The following is a 15,942-nucleotide window of genomic DNA, read 5'->3' on the forward strand; positions in this document are numbered from 1 at the left end:
CTCTTAAATTACTGAACCGTCAGGGTCAGTTTTTCTCTGTTTGATTTATTGCCGTCGGTATCTACCACATATAGTTCCAGTTGGTATACCCCCGGATCATTCATATGAAATTCCCCGTCCATCTTAATACTCTTCCAGAGAACTTCCTGGCTGTCCTTATCATCCGTTATCTCCTCCACGAAATTTCTCCGGACTAATTCCGTGCCGGCAGGTACCGTTACCGCTGCGGATTTTAGTTTTATTGTGGGTGCACCCGGATTTAATGATTCCTCCGGCTCCTCCTGGCTGCCTGCTCCCTGATCCGAACCATTTCCCTGTTCCGGACGATCCTGGCTGCTCTGGCCGGAATTCTGCACATTGCTGCCATTTGCAGCCTGTGCGTCATTGGCGTTCCCGTTATCCGGCTGTTTTCCATTGGCTTGGGAGTCCGTATCCCCATCCGTCTGCTTATTATCGGCATCGGATGTATCCGTATGGGATCCGGCTGCCCGGTCAGCGACATAATTTACAATACGGCTAACCTTTGTAATATTGTTTTTTGAATCCTTCGCCGCATAGATTATCTTTGCTTTCTGATTATCGGATAATATGATAATATTTTCGATGATCAGACTGCTGCTGACATCTCCGTCATTGCCATCAACCGCGGTGACATCTTTCAGCAGCTCTTTCGTGTCGTCGCCTTCGTGATATGTGATCTCTTCATTGGTATATTGAATACCAGGCCCCTCCCGATCATCCGTCAGGAAGAAAAAGATAGATACTCCAATCATAATTATGATTAAGGCGGCTATACCGCTTACTGCAATTTTTTTACCCATAGACTACCACCCCGGTCCTATGTTTTTCTTTCGTCGTCTGATATCATAATCACTATCAGTCAGATCCGTAGTTACCATAATACTTCCCATAGTATTTTCCATAATATTTTCCGTAGTATTTCCCGTAATAACCATTTTCCCGGATATCTACTTTATTCAATACAACACCCAGGATCTTACAATTACTTTTCTCCAGCTGTTCCTTTGTTTTCTGGGCAAATTTATAACTAATCTGATTCGCGGCGATTACCATCACGGCTCCATCGCACTGCTGCGCCACGATCGCACTGTCAATGACACTCCCAAGAGGAGGTGTGTCAATGATCACATAGTCATAAAACTCCGGCAGCTGCTTCATCAGTGCGGAAAAATACCGGTTTCCAAGAAGCTCCGCAGGATTCGGCGGAACCGGGCCGGAGAATACGACAAACAGATTCTCCACGTCCGTCGAACAGATCACCTGATCAATCGTATGCATACCTGTCAGGTAATGGGTCATCCCTTTGACCCCTTTACTGATCTTATAACGGCCTACCAATACGGATTTCCTCAAATCGCAGTCTAACAGTATCACCTTTTTACCCGACTCTGCCAGAGAAATTGCCAGGTTAAATGCCACACTGGATTTCCCTTCATTCGGCATACAGCTGGTTACCGCAATGGTCTTGATATCATCACCACAAAACTGAATGTTTGTCCGCAGGCTTTTATAGGCTTCATTTGTCCGGAAATCCAGGCTCGTGCCTTCTTTTATACTTACCTTCTGCACCTTGTTATTTTCAAAACTACTCTTATCTATCTGCATCCTGTTAACCTCTTCTTGCCGTCTTGCTGGCATTTCCACTGGCTGACTTTTTTCTGGTACCCTTTTTCTTTTTTTCATCCTCCTGTATGGGGATGACGCTAAGTACGCTTAAGCCCAGATGCTTTTCCACATCGTCTTCTGATTTGATCGTGTCATCCAGCAGGAATACCGCCAGAATAATCAATATCGCCAAAAAGGCGCCAATTGCTCCGCCGATTACCGTATTTCTCATCACATTGGGGCTTACCGGAGACATCGGGAGGTCGCCCTGTTCAATAATATTGGCTTTTTCCGTTTCCATGACCGTTGCAATGGTGTCGACCGAAACTGTGGCCATTGCATCCGCAATGCTTTTCGCCCGGTAAGGATCCGTATCCCGCACAATAATTTTCAGGATCCGGCTGTCCTGGGGCGTTTCCACCGTGATTTTCTCTTCCAGCTGTCCATGGGTCATATCCAGATTCAGATCGCTGATCACCTGTTCCGTAACCGGCCGGCTGATCACCAACTCCTTATAATCCTTGGTCAACTGGGTTCCGGCGCTCAAGTCCGCACTGGAAACTTTTCCTTCCGTCTGACGGTTGATGACATAGAGCTGGGTCGTGGACTCATATTCAGGCACAAGGAAAAATTTGCTGATCATCAGCCCCAGCAGGGCACAGCCGATTCCGCTTAAGATAATTATCCAGATCTTGTCCAGCAATACAAAGAATAGCTGCCGAAGATCAATCTCTATTTCATCGTTCGTGTTGTTCACGTTTGTGTCCATGTAAATAACTCCTTTTTCTATAGTTCCTCATTCCATATGATTTTCAACGGATTCTGAAACATCAGTGCCTTCGTGTAATCTTCCCCGTACTTCCTGGTCAGATACGCGGCACAAGCCTGCATCCTGGGCGCTCTTGATCTGGTACTGTGTGCATCGGTAGCTACAAAATGAACATAGTCCCTTTTCAACAGCTTTCTGGATATCTGCTTCAGCTGATATCCGCTTTCGCCCGTGATGCTGTCCGCATTCACCTGTATGCCAACACCCAGCTCCAACAGCTCTGCGATCTGGTCTAATTTCTTACATACTGCATGATACCGTTCCACATGCGCCAGTACCGGACGGTATCCCTCCAGTATTATTTTATATAAACCATCCCTGACAAAACTAAATTCAGAGGATACGGAAAATTCCACCAGTATATATTGGGAGCCGGCCAGCGTACAGATCCTCTTCTCCTGTATCGCTTCCAGTGCTTCCATACCAAAATATATCTCATTCCCCTGTACCAGCTTAAGCTCCGGAAAGAAACGGCTGATCTCCTCCTGAGTCTTTGACAGCCTCGCCCGCAGTTTCTCTTTCGGACACGCGAATCGTCCTGGCCGGAAGTGAGAAGTGGCAAATATGGTACGAATCCCTTCCTGATAAGCAATCTCTGCCATTTTGAGAGTTTCTTCCATATTACGCGCACCATCATCGACCCCGGGCAGAATATGGGAATGAATATCTATAAATTCCATCATTTAAGTTTTAACACCATCCTGTCCGCTATGCTCTGCCCTTCAGGAAATGAATGACTCCCAGTAAAACTCCTGTTGTCACGCACCATGCGGCACCGATAATAGCAATGCACATCAGTGCTCTTTCTATATAGGTTGATACAAATAAGTAAAAATATTCCGGTTCCAGATTAATTCTCTTATAGAAACCATTCAGCAGTGCGACAAGAGGCGGCACGCCCGACATCAGGGCTGCTGCGATCGTACTGTAAGTTATAAACCGAACTCCCCTGTGTTTGAATCTCTGCATACGGATCAGTAAGAATATGCAGGCCGCCGACAATACAAGCAAGGCCGGTACCGCAATTTTCATTACTTTTACACCAACATCCTTGATTTTGACAAAGTAATGCAGGAACGGTACTTTCGCGTCCTGTACAAACTCGTCCGTAATCATTTTGATATAATCCGTTTTGTTCTGCTGCTGTTCCTGTGTCAGCACTAGGTTTTCTGCTTCCAGATACGCATCAATATTCGCATTCAGCTTGTCCTCCATCGTATTGAGAGAAAAGCTGTAATCCTGGTTCTTAAAACAGGCATTCACGTAATTCTGTACTTCCTGATACACATATTCAAGCGGCGCGATCCCTTCCGTCACTTCAGTCGGAAGCCCGCTTGGCAGAGTCAAAGACTCTGCAGTATCATAAAAATATGTCTGCACGCTTTCATAATATCCGCTCTTATTCAAATCATCCAGTATAAATGCCGGATTGAGCCCTCCCACATAAACGCCTGACAGATAAGATGCAAACGTCAGGAGCACTGATAACAGAAAGCTTAAGATACTGGATAGCAGGAATACTCTTCTTTTTCTTCTTTTTCGTTGATCTGCCATAGTTTCCTCCAGTGCCGCATTTACTGCGGCTTTATTCAGGTATGCATTCTGTGCGCTTCCTCCTACTCCACCTCAGGCCCTGATATCTTATCCGCATAGACAAACAAGCGTTCCTGTTTGGTGATCCCCACCAGCATTTCAAATGGATAACAGGTGTACATAATCAGCTGCTCCTTGTCCTGCAATAGATCATAAGCGGTATCATCCAGATGATGCGCTACCCGGGTTCCCGTCACCTGATATTCATATACCCCGTAACTGGTCTTAATGGTCACCACATCACCCTCTTTAATTTCCTGAAGCGGCTTAAAATATGTCGTGTTATGGGCAGCCAAAAGAAGGGGTCTGCCGAATCCCGGGAAAAAGCTTCCGGTATACTGACCTACTCCTGCCTTTAAAATCTGATTTGTGTCCCCATAATAAAGCGGTCCGTTAAGACCTATTCTCTCGCAGCTGATCTCGCCATACTGCTGTCCCACTCCTGGTAACTGTAAGCTGTCAAAGGGGATTATATTTTCATCGCTTTGCGCTGCGGTCGGCTCTACATAGATTGAGTTCAGTTCTCTGGAAAAATTCGGGACTTCTGAAGCCACTACCATGTTCGCCACCTGATAAGTCAGGTCTATCACCGGCGAAAGCGCTGTGATTACCAATACACAACCGATAACAGTAAAAATTAATGGCATATAGATATATGCCATTAATCTTTTCCATTTTTTTGCGATAGCCATAAAATTAAGCTTCTCCGTTTAACAGATCTCTTTTCTTCGCATATACGCCGCAAAGCACAACGCCTGCTACTAAGAGGATCATAACAGCTGCAGTAGCATTCAGATTCAGACCGGTCTGCTTGATTACGCTGTCGGTGCTGATAGAACTTCCGCTTCCGCCATTATTAGAAGAACTGCTGGATTTATCCGGGATATCTGCGAAGACTTTACCATTCGCATCTACTTTAACCGTGATACCTACGTCCGTAGCTTTTTTTGCTAAGGTCTGTACAGTCGCACTCTGATAAGCTGCATAATCAAATCCTTCCACATTCTTCAGATCTGCCAGCTTAGCAACACCATACTGATTCATCTGTGTTTTCGCATCTGTGGCAGCAGCACTCATCGCATTGGAAAGTGCCTGAATCTGGCCGTCATTCAAACCATTTACTACCAGGAAAGCTTCCGCCTGGCTGTAAGCACTCTTAAATGCAGCAGAAGCATCCGTGTCAATGCCAAGTGCTTTCGCATGAGCGACCGCTTCATTTAATAACTTCTCTTCACCTTCGCTCACACCTGCAGGTGCTGCAAATGCTGTCATACACATACCAACTGTCATGACAGCGGCTAATAAAAATACTGTAATCCGCTTTATACTCCTCACCTATCTCTACCTCCTTATTCAATTTGCCCGGCTGTTTCCCGCCGAATTATGTAAGTATAGGTTGTACTTGTATATTCAGTATTATAAACTCTAAACCCATTAAATTCAACCTAAATTTCTCATTTTTACCAAAATAACACATATTTATCTGTAGAATTTCACCAACTGTCATTTTTTCATCACAATTGGTATGTGACTCTAATGTGATCCCAACCAATACAACAATTACTTATAATCTTTCGGTGAAACCCCCGTGTGTTTTTTAAAAAAATGTGAAAAATATGTAGTATTTTCAAACCCTAACGCATCCGCCACCTCATAAATTTTCATATCCCCGCTGCTTAGAAACTCTTTCGCTTTCTCTATTTTCCGCTGGTTCAGGGTCTGTATGATCGTCCGTCCAGTGGCTTCTTTGAAGATGCGGCTCAGGTAACTGGAATTGGTCCCGATCGCCCTGGCGATCTCCGCAACAGATGTGCATTTTTCATAATGGCCGCCTATATAACTCTCGCAGTCCCTGATCAGACTGTTGCGCCGGTCTGCTGCCTGATGAATTCCCTCGGCAGTATGGCGGATGATTCTTTCCATCAGCCGGATGTAGTCTTCTGCCAGCTGGCATTCGTAGATCTGATGTGTGATGCTGTGGGGCAGCCCGGTGGCCTCATACAGGTTTTTTCCAAAGATACTCAGATATTTCCGGCAATTGTTCTGAACCTGGATTCCTGAATTTTTGATCATATTAGCGGTGTATCCGCAGTCTTTCTGGCATTCCAGAACCTGGCGGAAGATCTCCAGCGCCTCATCTGTATGCCCCTTTTGTATTTCCTGGCACAGAAGGTCTGTTTTTTCTTCCGCAGCTGCACAAAGCAGCTCACTCCTGCCCGGTTCCTCCTGATAAAAATTTATTTTGACCCGCCGGTCCAGAAAATCTTTTCCCAGAGCGTATTCCGCCTCTTCATAGGCGGCTTTGATCCCGGCCGTGCCCTGCCTCAGGCGGCTGATACCGATATATACCTGAAGTCCCATGAAGTTATCCATCATATCGGTGATCTGCATGCATTGCCGGCGAAGCTGCTCCTGATAATCTTTGCTCAGGCCGTTTAAAAATACGGCAGCCATATTCCTGCGGACCAGTACGCCCTGGAGCAGCTGCCGGCCGAAGACCATCGCATAGAAATTCATGAGGCTGTGATAAATCTTATCCCGCCGTTCCCGCTCCACATCAGCTTCCAGACGATACTGAAGCACCAGCACCGCAAACCGCTCCATATGAATATTCAGTTCTTCTAATTTTTCCGCGATATCCCGGGAGTCATAAACAGACCCGTCCAGAATTCCTTTGAACAGGTTTTCCGCCAGCGCTGTCCGGTCGGTCTTGCCCAGCATCTCGCTGCGCTCTTTCAATGCCTGCTTTGCCTTTTCCACAGCTGCAATCAGTCCGTCAAAAGCCCCCGTTTTTGTCACATAATCCACCACATTATATTTTACCGCTGACTGCGCATAGGAAAAATCCGCATAGGCGGTCAGGATAATCACTTTTATGGGGAGTTCTTTCTCCATGATATATTTTGCCACTTCGATTCCGTCTTTCACCGGCATGCGGATATCCGTGACTACGATATCCGGCTTCTCCGATTCCAGATGGTCGACCAGCTCCTGCCCGTTAGCCGCCACATAAACCACTTCACACTGCAGCTCCTGCCAGTTCGTCAGCGTCGTCAGAGCTTTCCTGACGATCGGTTCATCATCTGCCAGCATTACCCGATACATCATGTCCGTTCCCCCCCTCCTCACAATTTTCTCTTTTTCTGTCTATTCTCTCCCCGGATTCCGGATTTTCATAAGGAATCCGGATCCTTATCCGGGACCCTAGCCCTTTTTCTGAGAAAATTTCTATACCATAGTTCTCTCCATACATCAGCTGTATAATATGATGTACATTGTTCAGGCCCACCCGGTTATGGCCTGCTTCCCTTCCTGTTTCCGGCAGCGGCAGCGGGATCCCGCCGTCCTGGCCGAATCCCATTCCGTTGTCTGTGGTATCGATCCAGATTTCATTTCCGTTCTGGTAAATTTCCACCCTCACAAATCCATTTTCGGCCTTTGGCTCGATCCCATGCACCACCGCGTTTTCCACAATCAGCTGTATACAGAGCTTGGGAATAAACATTTCCGTCAGTTTTTCATCCGATACCTGGATCTCATAGCGCAGCCGCTCTCCATACCGGAAGCTTTGCAGATACAGATAATACTGTACATATTCCAGTTCCTGCTTCATCTGCACCTTTTCCGTGTCTTTCCGATAGATCTTCGCCTGAATCAGCTGGGAAAAGGAGGTAATCATCTGGAAAAGTTCTTCGTTCCGGTCCATCTTCGCCTGAAGTGCGATGGTATTCAGTACATTGAACATAAAATGCGGATTCATCTGGCTCTGCAGGAACTTTAATTCCATCTCCCGGATGGACAGCTGTTTTTCATATACCTGGCTGATCAGGTGGCTGACATAGCTGGTCATGTCATTGAACGTGCGGCTGATCTCATAGAACTCCTCGGCCTTATATTCCGGCAGCTTTGTATCGAATTTGCCTTCCTGTACCAGCTGCAGATTTCTGGTTACCTCCTTAAGCGGCCTGGTCAGCCGGTAGATAATGAAGAAAAACAGCGCCGCAGCCGCCAAAGTAATCAGAAGGATGATTCCCACATATAGTTTTACAGAATCGAACATCAGAGCAAAGGTCTGATTCTCCGGTATTCCGACCGTCATGCGCAGGTTCATCCCCAATTCTTCACTGTAGACACGGTAAGCCCGGCTGCCGAGCATCGTACGGTACGGAACGTAATTCCATGTATTTTGAAAATCGGACAGTATCTCCGGCACGGCCGGACCCTGCTCCCCGGCGATCTGATTTCCCTTCCGGTCATAGACCACCCAAAAGGAGTTCTCATATTGATGGACATCCTCCATCATCATATAAAAGGAATCCTTTTGGATCACGTAAATCAGCGTACCAACCGGATTCATATTTGCATCATTCAGAAGAAAAGCCAGATAGATCCGGTCCTCCACGGTAACATAGGCATAATCATCCGCCGGGCTCCTAAGTTTCTTAGCAAAACGCTCGTAGACACCGCCTGCAGCCTGCAGTCTGCTCTCAGCTTCCGAATAGATCATGGAATAATAAGAAGTCCGGAGCACGGTCTGGTTTTCAGAAAACAAATAAATCTCATCTACAATGGGCAGATTGGCTCCATTCGTATTTTTCTGGCTGCTGATATCCACTACTTTCCCAAAAGTGCGCTCCACATCCTGTCCGGCCGCTTCGTCCCCGGGCGTTTCCTCCACGGGCGTTTCGTCTGCGGAGGCTTTTTCTGACGCATAACTATCCTTTTCCAGGTACCCCATGATCTCATCAGAATCCCTCAGTTTTAAAACCACCTGTTCCAGATATTCAATCTTGTCCGTCATATTATGGCTGGTCTCTGTCAGGAAAAAGTCAATATCGTGATCAATATATTTACCCATGATCATCCAGACGGACACCGCAAATATGGCTCCGCACAAAATCAGCGCCGATACCGTAATCCCCAGATTGATGGATATCATCTTCGTCCGCAGGGACGTCCTTTTTTGTCTTTTTGCCATTACAGAAGATCCTCCTGAACGGAACTACTATCTTCTATTCTATCATACCTGCAAATTGAGGCAAATAGATTTCGTTGGCCGAGAACATTTCATCCACCATCTGACGGATTTCTTCCATGCTAAGCACCGCACCGGTCAGCGGATCGCCCAGCACTGCGTAATATACCAGGCGACGGTCTCCCCGGATACATCCTCGCACGGCCAATTCCTCACTGCTGGCCGCTGTATGAATCAGCATAGCCAGATGGTCCGGCATATTTCCCACAGTTTGGACATGAAATCCTGTCTCATCCACCGTGACCGGCACTTCCACACAGCAGCCCTCTGGAAGATTGGAAATGTAATGTTCGTTGCGAACATTTCCATTAAAAGAGAACGGCTCCTGATCTCCGAACAATGCGTTGAAAATGCAGGCTGCATATTCCTGGCCCCGTTTCAGATCTACCTGATCTTTGGAAAGCCAGTCCTGAATATCCTTTTTCCATTCATTGGTGCGCCTGAAATATTCATTCAGAATGTAAGCGTGCGCCCCCGGATTCCAGCCTGTGGAATGAGTACAGTAAGTTTCAAGCAGATCCTTTCGCTTGCGGAACCAGGGATAGTATTCCGAATTATGGCCGGAGCTCTCTGTCGGATAGTAACCCAGATGCAGGAATAATTCATTTCGTACCTGTTCTTCATTATAAATCCGGGAGCATGCTGCAGCCTCCCGGATCAGCGGATAGGCATCCCTGCCATCCACTTCATATTTCAGATAAAATGCCTGATGATTGATACCTGCACACAGATAAGAAACCCGGTCCATGGGTGTATTGATCCAATCCGCCAACATTTTCGCGGTGTGCTGGACACTGTGGCATAGTCCCGTGATTTTTAGGTTTGTCATTTCCTGCAGATAGCGGCAGTTTAATGCCATTGGGTTCGTATAATTCAATACATAAGCATCAGGGCAATACTTCTCAATGTCGCGGCAGATCTCAAGCAGTACCGGTGCAGTCCGCAAGAACCGGAAAATGCCTGCCGGCCCTCTGGTGTCACCCACGCACAGATCCACGCCAAATCGAAACGGAATTTCGATGTCCGTCCGGAAAATTTCCGGTCCCGCGCTTAAGATGGTAATGATGACACCATCCGCACCTTCCAGCGCCTGCCTGCGGTCCGTTGTTGCCTCGATCACCGCCGGATATCCCCCTGCCCGTTTTATCTTTTCACACGCAGACCGACTGAATACAAGCCGCTGTTCATCAATATCCATCAGACAGATCCTGGCGTCCCGGAATGCAGGGAACGTAAACAGATCCCTCACCAGTTCCCTGGTAAAATCAAAGCTGCCTGCTCCGATAAATGTAATTTTTTTCATAGGCTATCTATCGCTCCTTATTTATGTATGGCTGTCGCTTTGCATCTGTACTCCTAACTGTATATTAATGTTATAAACGCATCCAGCCCCTTTGGCTCATCCGGGTTTTTGCCCAGCACCATCGCTTTTTCAAAAGCCAGTATCTGGCAGACAAAGATGAATGGAATCCCCCTGGCAATCCACGAGATATCTCCGCCTATTTCCACATTTACATCCACTCCCGGTAAATTATCTTTCAGTTCCGTTCCTTCAGACGCTGCCACCGTAACCACCGTCCCGCCATGCCGCTGCAGATCCTGTATCAAATCCTTCTGGAGTTTTTCTTCCCCAGCCTGAACAAGGACAACGGTCAACGTGTGTTCCCCGTTCAGGACCATTGGGCCATGCCGATAATCAAGCAGGTGAAAGCACTGCCCCGGTACCATGGCGATCTCTGTAAAGGCCAGCGCCCCTTCTTCGCCCAAACCATGTAACGGCCCGTCAGCAAGAACTACAGCATGATCCCAGTTCTTTGCCGCGGTCTCTTTTAAGACCGGACGATACCGCCGCGTGTATTCTTCATTTTCATCCACCACTCTCGCCAAGTCGGCCAGCAGCTGATCCTCCTGTCTATAAAAACCAAGCAGCATCGCCAGCGCCAGATACAGGTTCGTTACAGTCCGGGTCTGGCAGACGCTTTGATCGTAACACCAGTCCATGGTGAGATCCACATCACTGTAGGGCATAATATCATTCTGATCTTTCATCGAGATGGAGAGAACCGGAATACCGTATCGTTCTTTGATATGAGCTGCCGATCGCACGATCTCCGAAGTCTGTCCCGACCTGGACAGTGTTATAAGGATACTCTCCTGCATCATTTCTTTATAATATTCCGGATGGACCAGATAGTCCCCTCCGGCCACCGCGTTCGCAGTAGTGCCCGCACAAGCTCCAAACATACACCGGGCACTCTTTGCCAGCATATAACTGGAACCACAGCCCAGAAAAACGAACCTGCGCTGGGGATACCGGCTGAAAAAGTTCGTAAGATCCCCCCTGCGACCGGTTATATATTCCCATGTCTTTTTTAGTGCCAGGTGCTGGCTCATGATTTCATTTTCTGTCAGATACATGTGATAACCTCCGATTATATTCTTCAATGATTATATCTGTTTCCTCTATTAACTTAATCCCGTTCTTGTTTCCATTTTTATCTCATTTCCACTTTCATCTTGTTTCCGCTTTTATCTCGTTTCCGCTTTTTCCAGCAGTTCAGCCGTAAGCTTCCCGTCACCGAATGAAGAAGCCAGCAGCAAAGCGCCGCGGGCCGGGTCCAGCCTGGGCTGGATCAGGGTGACCGGATATTCCGCCAGCTTCTTCTGAAATGGTATCATGATACAGTCCCCCGCCAGGAAAAGACCCCCGGAACAGGAGACCAGGCAGCTCCGTTCGTCAAACAGCTGCCGATATACCCCTCCCACGATCAGGCTTAATTCCTCGGCTGCTTCCTCATAGAGATAGGACGCGGCCACGTCTCCCGCCAAAGCCGCCTCCTTTAAAATAAGCTGCAGAGATGCCATTTTATCACGGCTGGGCACGTACTCCTCCTCAATTTTTTCAATAATTTCCACATCCTGGGTCAGCTGCAGGTGCGCTCTCACCAGATAATACAGCGCTCCTTTGGGCAGCCTCTCGTCCGCTTCCTTTGTAAAATATTCAACAGTCCGTCTGCCGATCCAGTTACAGGAGCCCTCATCGGAAAAGAAATCACTCCAACCTCCGGCCTTAGCGGTCCTTCCCTCTTCATTTACCCCGAATCCGATCGAACCGGTACCTGCCACCACATTGATCCCCGGCTGCATTCCCAGGGAACCGGCCCATCCGGCCTGAGCATCATTTACCACCCGGATATGACAGGATGCAAATTCCCGCTTTATTTCTCCCTCAATCTGCCGGTCATATTCCGGGAACTCCCCAAATAACGGCATTCCAAAGCACCCATAGTATTGGGCATGGGCTTTTGCAGCAAACGGCGATCCTGAATCATTCTCCTCCATATCTGCCTCTTCCAGCAGATCATGGATTCCCCTGCGCAGCAGCTCCACCACGCCGGATATCCCGATCTGTTTGTGGGAGGCACTCCCATACCGCTTACAGGCCAGTATTTCCCCCGCTTCATTGCAGAGGATAAAATCAGTCTTCGTCCCGCCGCCGTCGATTCCTATATAATAGCTCATAGATCCTCCTCCCGTTATCCCGTACCGGGAATCCCGGTATGCGCTCACTCACGCAGTTCCAGTTCGATCACCGTGTCCGGTGATTCCTCTACCGTAAAAGAAAAGCATTCCGGTGTTCCGTAATTCATAAACGCGTATCCGGGAAACTCCTTTGCCACCCAGGGTGTCATCAGCTGCATTTCGAATCCGTCGGATAAACGTCTGGCTTTTTTAATTCTGCCCTCAAGACCCGGGAGGGCGATTGGCCCGATACTCTCTTCCATAATATGAGCATAGATTTTATTGCCGTTCCTGGTATACCTGCCCCACTCGGGTTTCTCGAGACCGGACATCCCGCAGCCGTAGATGCTCTTTGCATTTTTACGCATCCAGCGGCCCACTTCTTCCAATATCTCCTGCTGCCTGAACGGGATCTCCCCCATGGCATCCGGAGATACATTGACAATCATATTTCCATTCTTACTGGTGCATTCCACCAGTTTACGGATGATCTGCCCGGCGCTTTTGTAGTGAAGATCGTTCGGGGCGTATCCCCAGTTATTATTCAGTGTAAAACAGGCTTCCCACGGAATCGGACGTCCCGAGGGCGTCTTAAGCCCATCCGGCGGAATGATCATCTCCGGACAGGCGAAATCCCCAGAGAATACCGTAGGCTCATCGGTCATGACTGATCCGTAATTCTCCCCGTTCGCTTCCAATCTGCCGTTGATGATAATGTCCGGCTGCAGCCCCCGCACCATACGCAGAAGTTCCTCACCGTTCCAATCCTCTCCGGTGTGCCCTTCATAAGAAAAATCAAACCAGAGCAGATCAATCTTCCCGTAATTAGTCATCAATTCTTCGACCTGGCGGTAAAGATACTCCAGGTACCGTTCAAACCGATAAGGCTTTCCCTTATATTCCTCATGGTTCCGGTCCGGATGGTACATATCCGCATATGCCGGATAATCCGGATGATGCCAGTCCAGAAGGGAATAATAAAATCCCACCTTTAATCCCTGTGCCCGGAATGCGTCCGCAAACTCTTTGACCAGATCCCTCTTACAGGGTGAATTCGTACTTTTATAATCCGTACAGGCACTGTCAAACAGACAGAATCCTTCATGATGCTTCGTGGTCAGCACCGCGTATTTCATACCGGCACGTTTCGCCAGTAAAGCCCATTGTTCCGGATCAAAACGGACCGGATCAAACTCCCGGGCGTAAGTCTCGTACCCGGACTGCGTTATCTGCTCGTCGCTTTGCACCCACTCCCCTCTCCCAGGGATGGAGTACAGTCCCCAATGTATAAACATTCCAAACCGGTCACGCAGAAACCATTTCGTGCGCGCTTCCCGCTCTTCTATCCTCGTCATTTTCTTCTCCTCCCGATTATTAGCAGTTTAGATTACGCTTTGGGTCATGTCATTTCCGCCCTTTATTGTCTATGCCTTTATATTCTCTTATCGATCTCTTTATCCTTTCACCGCGCCGGCAGTCAGTGATTTCACAAATGTCTCCGAAAGCAGACAGAACACAAGGATCGTCGGAACCACTGCAACGATGATGGCAGAAAACATCCCGTTCAGATTTTTGGAATAAGCGGTGGTAAACTGTCCCAGCAGCGCCGGTATGGTCATTTTCTCCTTGCTCTTCAGCAGTATGGATGCGAAATAGAACTCATTCCAGTTATTCAGAAACGCCATGATCGCCGCGGTGGACAAACCCGGCTTCGCGATCGGTACAATAATCCGGAAAAAGGTAGCTGCGTACCCGCATCCGTCCATCCTGGCCGCCTCCTCCATCTCCCTGGGAATCGTGAGGAAATAACTGCGTATGATAAAAAATGTCACCGCAATTCCCAGACCCGAGTAGATGAAAACCAGTCCGGTCCGCGTATCCTTCAGTCCCAGATTCCCCAACAGCCGGTAGATCGGAAAACTGATGGAGATCGACGGAATGAACAGAGTCGCGGCGAACATCGCCGTAATCAGACCTTTCAGTTTGAATTCCATCCTGGCGGAGATATAGGCCGACATCGCCACGATCAGTACACTGACCGCTGTTGATATGACCGTGATGATAATACTGTTCAGAAAATAGGTCTGAATATCCAGTTTGGTAAATATGGTAATATAGCCATCCAATATCCATTCATCCGGCAGTGACAGTCCACCCGGATTTTTTTTAAAGGAGGAGAGGAACACCCACAGAATCGGGTAGACAGACAAAAAAATTACAAAGGCTATCAGCAAATATTTTCCTACAAAACCCAATACGCTGCCTGCCCTCCCTTTTTTTTCTGCTTCTGTCATTTTCTTCATTACATTTCCCCTTTCCTCAATCCGCTTTATTTGTGCGGAATACTTTATTGATCGCGCCCACCATGAGAATACCCAGTATGAATTGAATCACCCCGGCCGTATTGCCCCTGGCGAAGTTCAGCTTTGTACTGCCAAGGGCCGTCTTGTAGATATAGTAACTCAGGCTGTAGGTGGCGTTATCCGGTCCGCCGCTGGTAATCAGCGCCACCTCGTTGTACAGCAGCAGCCCATAGTTCGCGGCCATCACCGCGATGGTTCCGATCATGGGCCGAAGCAGAGGCAGGGTGATTCTCAGGTCGATCTGGACTGCGGAGGCGCCATCCACCCTGGCCGCTTCATAGATACCGGAATCGATGGAAAAGATCTGCGTCAGCAGCAGCAGGCACAGGGAGCCGCCGAACAGTATGAAGGATAATGTCACTCCCCAGAATGCGAAGTTTTCATTGGCCAGCACACTGATATTGGAGCCCGGCCATATTTTATTGCACAGCTCCGTAATAATCCCCCGGGACGGACTGTAAATATTTAAAAAGATCAGTCCGATGGCCGCGGTGGAAATGATATTCGGGATAACGAAAACATTTCTCGTTAGCTTCCAGCCCTTCGGCTTCTTCGACAATACCAGGGCCACCAACAGGGTAAAGGGCACCTGGATCACCAGGGTCAGCGCGACCCATTTTACCGTGTTGAACAGCGCCCGCTGGAAATTGGCATCTACCGTAAACAGCTTGATATAATTGTCAAGCATCTGGCCAAAGCCCAGTAACTCGGGGCTTACAAAATTCTTATAGTTCCATTTGCAAAAAGATGTAAAAAAGATATTAACCAGAGGATAGGCATAGATGACGGTGAAGAGAAGGATCCCCGGTAATAAAAATGCACAGATAAAGCCATTTTTTTTCGTGAGCCACTTTCGTTTTTTCAAGCTCAGCCCTCCTACAGCGGTAAGGGGCTGCCTCCTCCGCAGCCAGCCGATCGTCTGCTGACGGTCTTGGAAGAAACAGCCCTGGGTTTCATTTTCCATCAGTTACCTG

15 protein-coding genes are annotated in these 15,942 nt (G+C 48.0%); all 15 read right to left on the bottom strand.

The annotated features are described in order from the left end of the window. Positions 1 to 8: 8 nt before the first annotated feature. The 15 genes from KTH90_RS04230 to KTH90_RS04300 all read right to left on the bottom strand — a co-directional run bounded on the left by KTH90_RS04230 (position 9) and on the right by KTH90_RS04300 (position 15,833). Entirely contained in the window at positions 9 to 821 is an 813-nt protein-coding gene (locus tag KTH90_RS04230) for a DUF5011 domain-containing protein (RefSeq protein WP_158349841.1), read from the bottom strand. Positions 822 to 876: 55 nt separating this feature from the next. Beyond that, positions 877 to 1,626, bottom strand: coding sequence for a polysaccharide biosynthesis tyrosine autokinase (locus tag KTH90_RS04235; RefSeq protein ID WP_238726324.1), 750 nt, complete (start codon positions 1,624 to 1,626; stop codon positions 877 to 879). A gap of 4 nt (positions 1,627 to 1,630) precedes the next feature. Continuing rightward, on the bottom strand, positions 1,631 to 2,395 hold the full coding sequence (locus tag KTH90_RS04240; RefSeq protein WP_238726325.1) for a YveK family protein: 765 nt from the start codon (positions 2,393 to 2,395) through the stop codon (positions 1,631 to 1,633). A 17-nt stretch (positions 2,396 to 2,412) separates the two neighbouring features. Continuing rightward, positions 2,413 to 3,138, bottom strand: a complete 726-nt coding sequence (locus tag KTH90_RS04245) for a CpsB/CapC family capsule biosynthesis tyrosine phosphatase (RefSeq protein ID WP_158349844.1) — start codon at positions 3,136 to 3,138, stop codon at positions 2,413 to 2,415. A gap of 25 nt (positions 3,139 to 3,163) precedes the next feature. Then, positions 3,164 to 4,009 (bottom strand): hypothetical protein, encoded by an 846-nt coding sequence (locus KTH90_RS04250; protein ID WP_158349845.1) that lies wholly within the window; start codon positions 4,007 to 4,009, stop codon positions 3,164 to 3,166. Between the two features lie 62 nt (positions 4,010 to 4,071). Then, a complete protein-coding gene (locus KTH90_RS04255; protein ID WP_158349846.1) occupies positions 4,072 to 4,740 on the bottom strand; it encodes a class D sortase in 669 nt (222 codons plus the stop codon). Positions 4,741 to 4,744: 4 nt separating this feature from the next. Further along, positions 4,745 to 5,383, bottom strand: coding sequence for a hypothetical protein (locus KTH90_RS04260; RefSeq protein ID WP_158349847.1), 639 nt, complete (start codon positions 5,381 to 5,383; stop codon positions 4,745 to 4,747). A 225-nt stretch (positions 5,384 to 5,608) separates the two neighbouring features. Beyond that, on the bottom strand, positions 5,609 to 7,156 hold the full coding sequence (locus KTH90_RS04265; protein WP_238726326.1) for a response regulator: 1,548 nt from the start codon (positions 7,154 to 7,156) through the stop codon (positions 5,609 to 5,611). After that, the gene (locus tag KTH90_RS04270; protein WP_158349849.1) at positions 7,128 to 9,026 is read right to left on the bottom strand and encodes a sensor histidine kinase; all 1,899 of its coding nucleotides are present in this window, start codon (positions 9,024 to 9,026) and stop codon (positions 7,128 to 7,130) included. The genes KTH90_RS04265 and KTH90_RS04270 overlap by 29 nt, the downstream gene beginning before the upstream one ends. A gap of 34 nt (positions 9,027 to 9,060) precedes the next feature. Beyond that, on the bottom strand, positions 9,061 to 10,386 hold the full coding sequence (gene melA, locus KTH90_RS04275) for an alpha-galactosidase (RefSeq protein WP_238726327.1): 1,326 nt from the start codon (positions 10,384 to 10,386) through the stop codon (positions 9,061 to 9,063). Between the two features lie 53 nt (positions 10,387 to 10,439). After that, positions 10,440 to 11,501, bottom strand: a complete 1,062-nt coding sequence (locus tag KTH90_RS04280) for an SIS domain-containing protein (RefSeq protein ID WP_238726328.1) — start codon at positions 11,499 to 11,501, stop codon at positions 10,440 to 10,442. A gap of 111 nt (positions 11,502 to 11,612) precedes the next feature. Then, the gene (locus KTH90_RS04285; protein ID WP_158349852.1) at positions 11,613 to 12,605 is read right to left on the bottom strand and encodes an N-acetylglucosamine kinase; all 993 of its coding nucleotides are present in this window, start codon (positions 12,603 to 12,605) and stop codon (positions 11,613 to 11,615) included. A gap of 44 nt (positions 12,606 to 12,649) precedes the next feature. Continuing rightward, on the bottom strand, positions 12,650 to 13,960 hold the full coding sequence (locus KTH90_RS04290) for an alpha-L-fucosidase (protein ID WP_158349853.1): 1,311 nt from the start codon (positions 13,958 to 13,960) through the stop codon (positions 12,650 to 12,652). Between the two features lie 99 nt (positions 13,961 to 14,059). After that, a complete protein-coding gene (locus KTH90_RS04295; RefSeq protein WP_158349854.1) occupies positions 14,060 to 14,908 on the bottom strand; it encodes a carbohydrate ABC transporter permease in 849 nt (282 codons plus the stop codon). Between the two features lie 16 nt (positions 14,909 to 14,924). After that, positions 14,925 to 15,833 (bottom strand): carbohydrate ABC transporter permease, encoded by a 909-nt coding sequence (locus KTH90_RS04300; RefSeq protein ID WP_158349855.1) that lies wholly within the window; start codon positions 15,831 to 15,833, stop codon positions 14,925 to 14,927. Positions 15,834 to 15,942 lie beyond the last annotated feature (109 nt).

This window comes from Diplocloster modestus, assembly GCF_019042245.1.
Taxonomy (GTDB): domain Bacteria; phylum Bacillota; class Clostridia; order Lachnospirales; family Lachnospiraceae; genus Diplocloster; species Diplocloster modestus.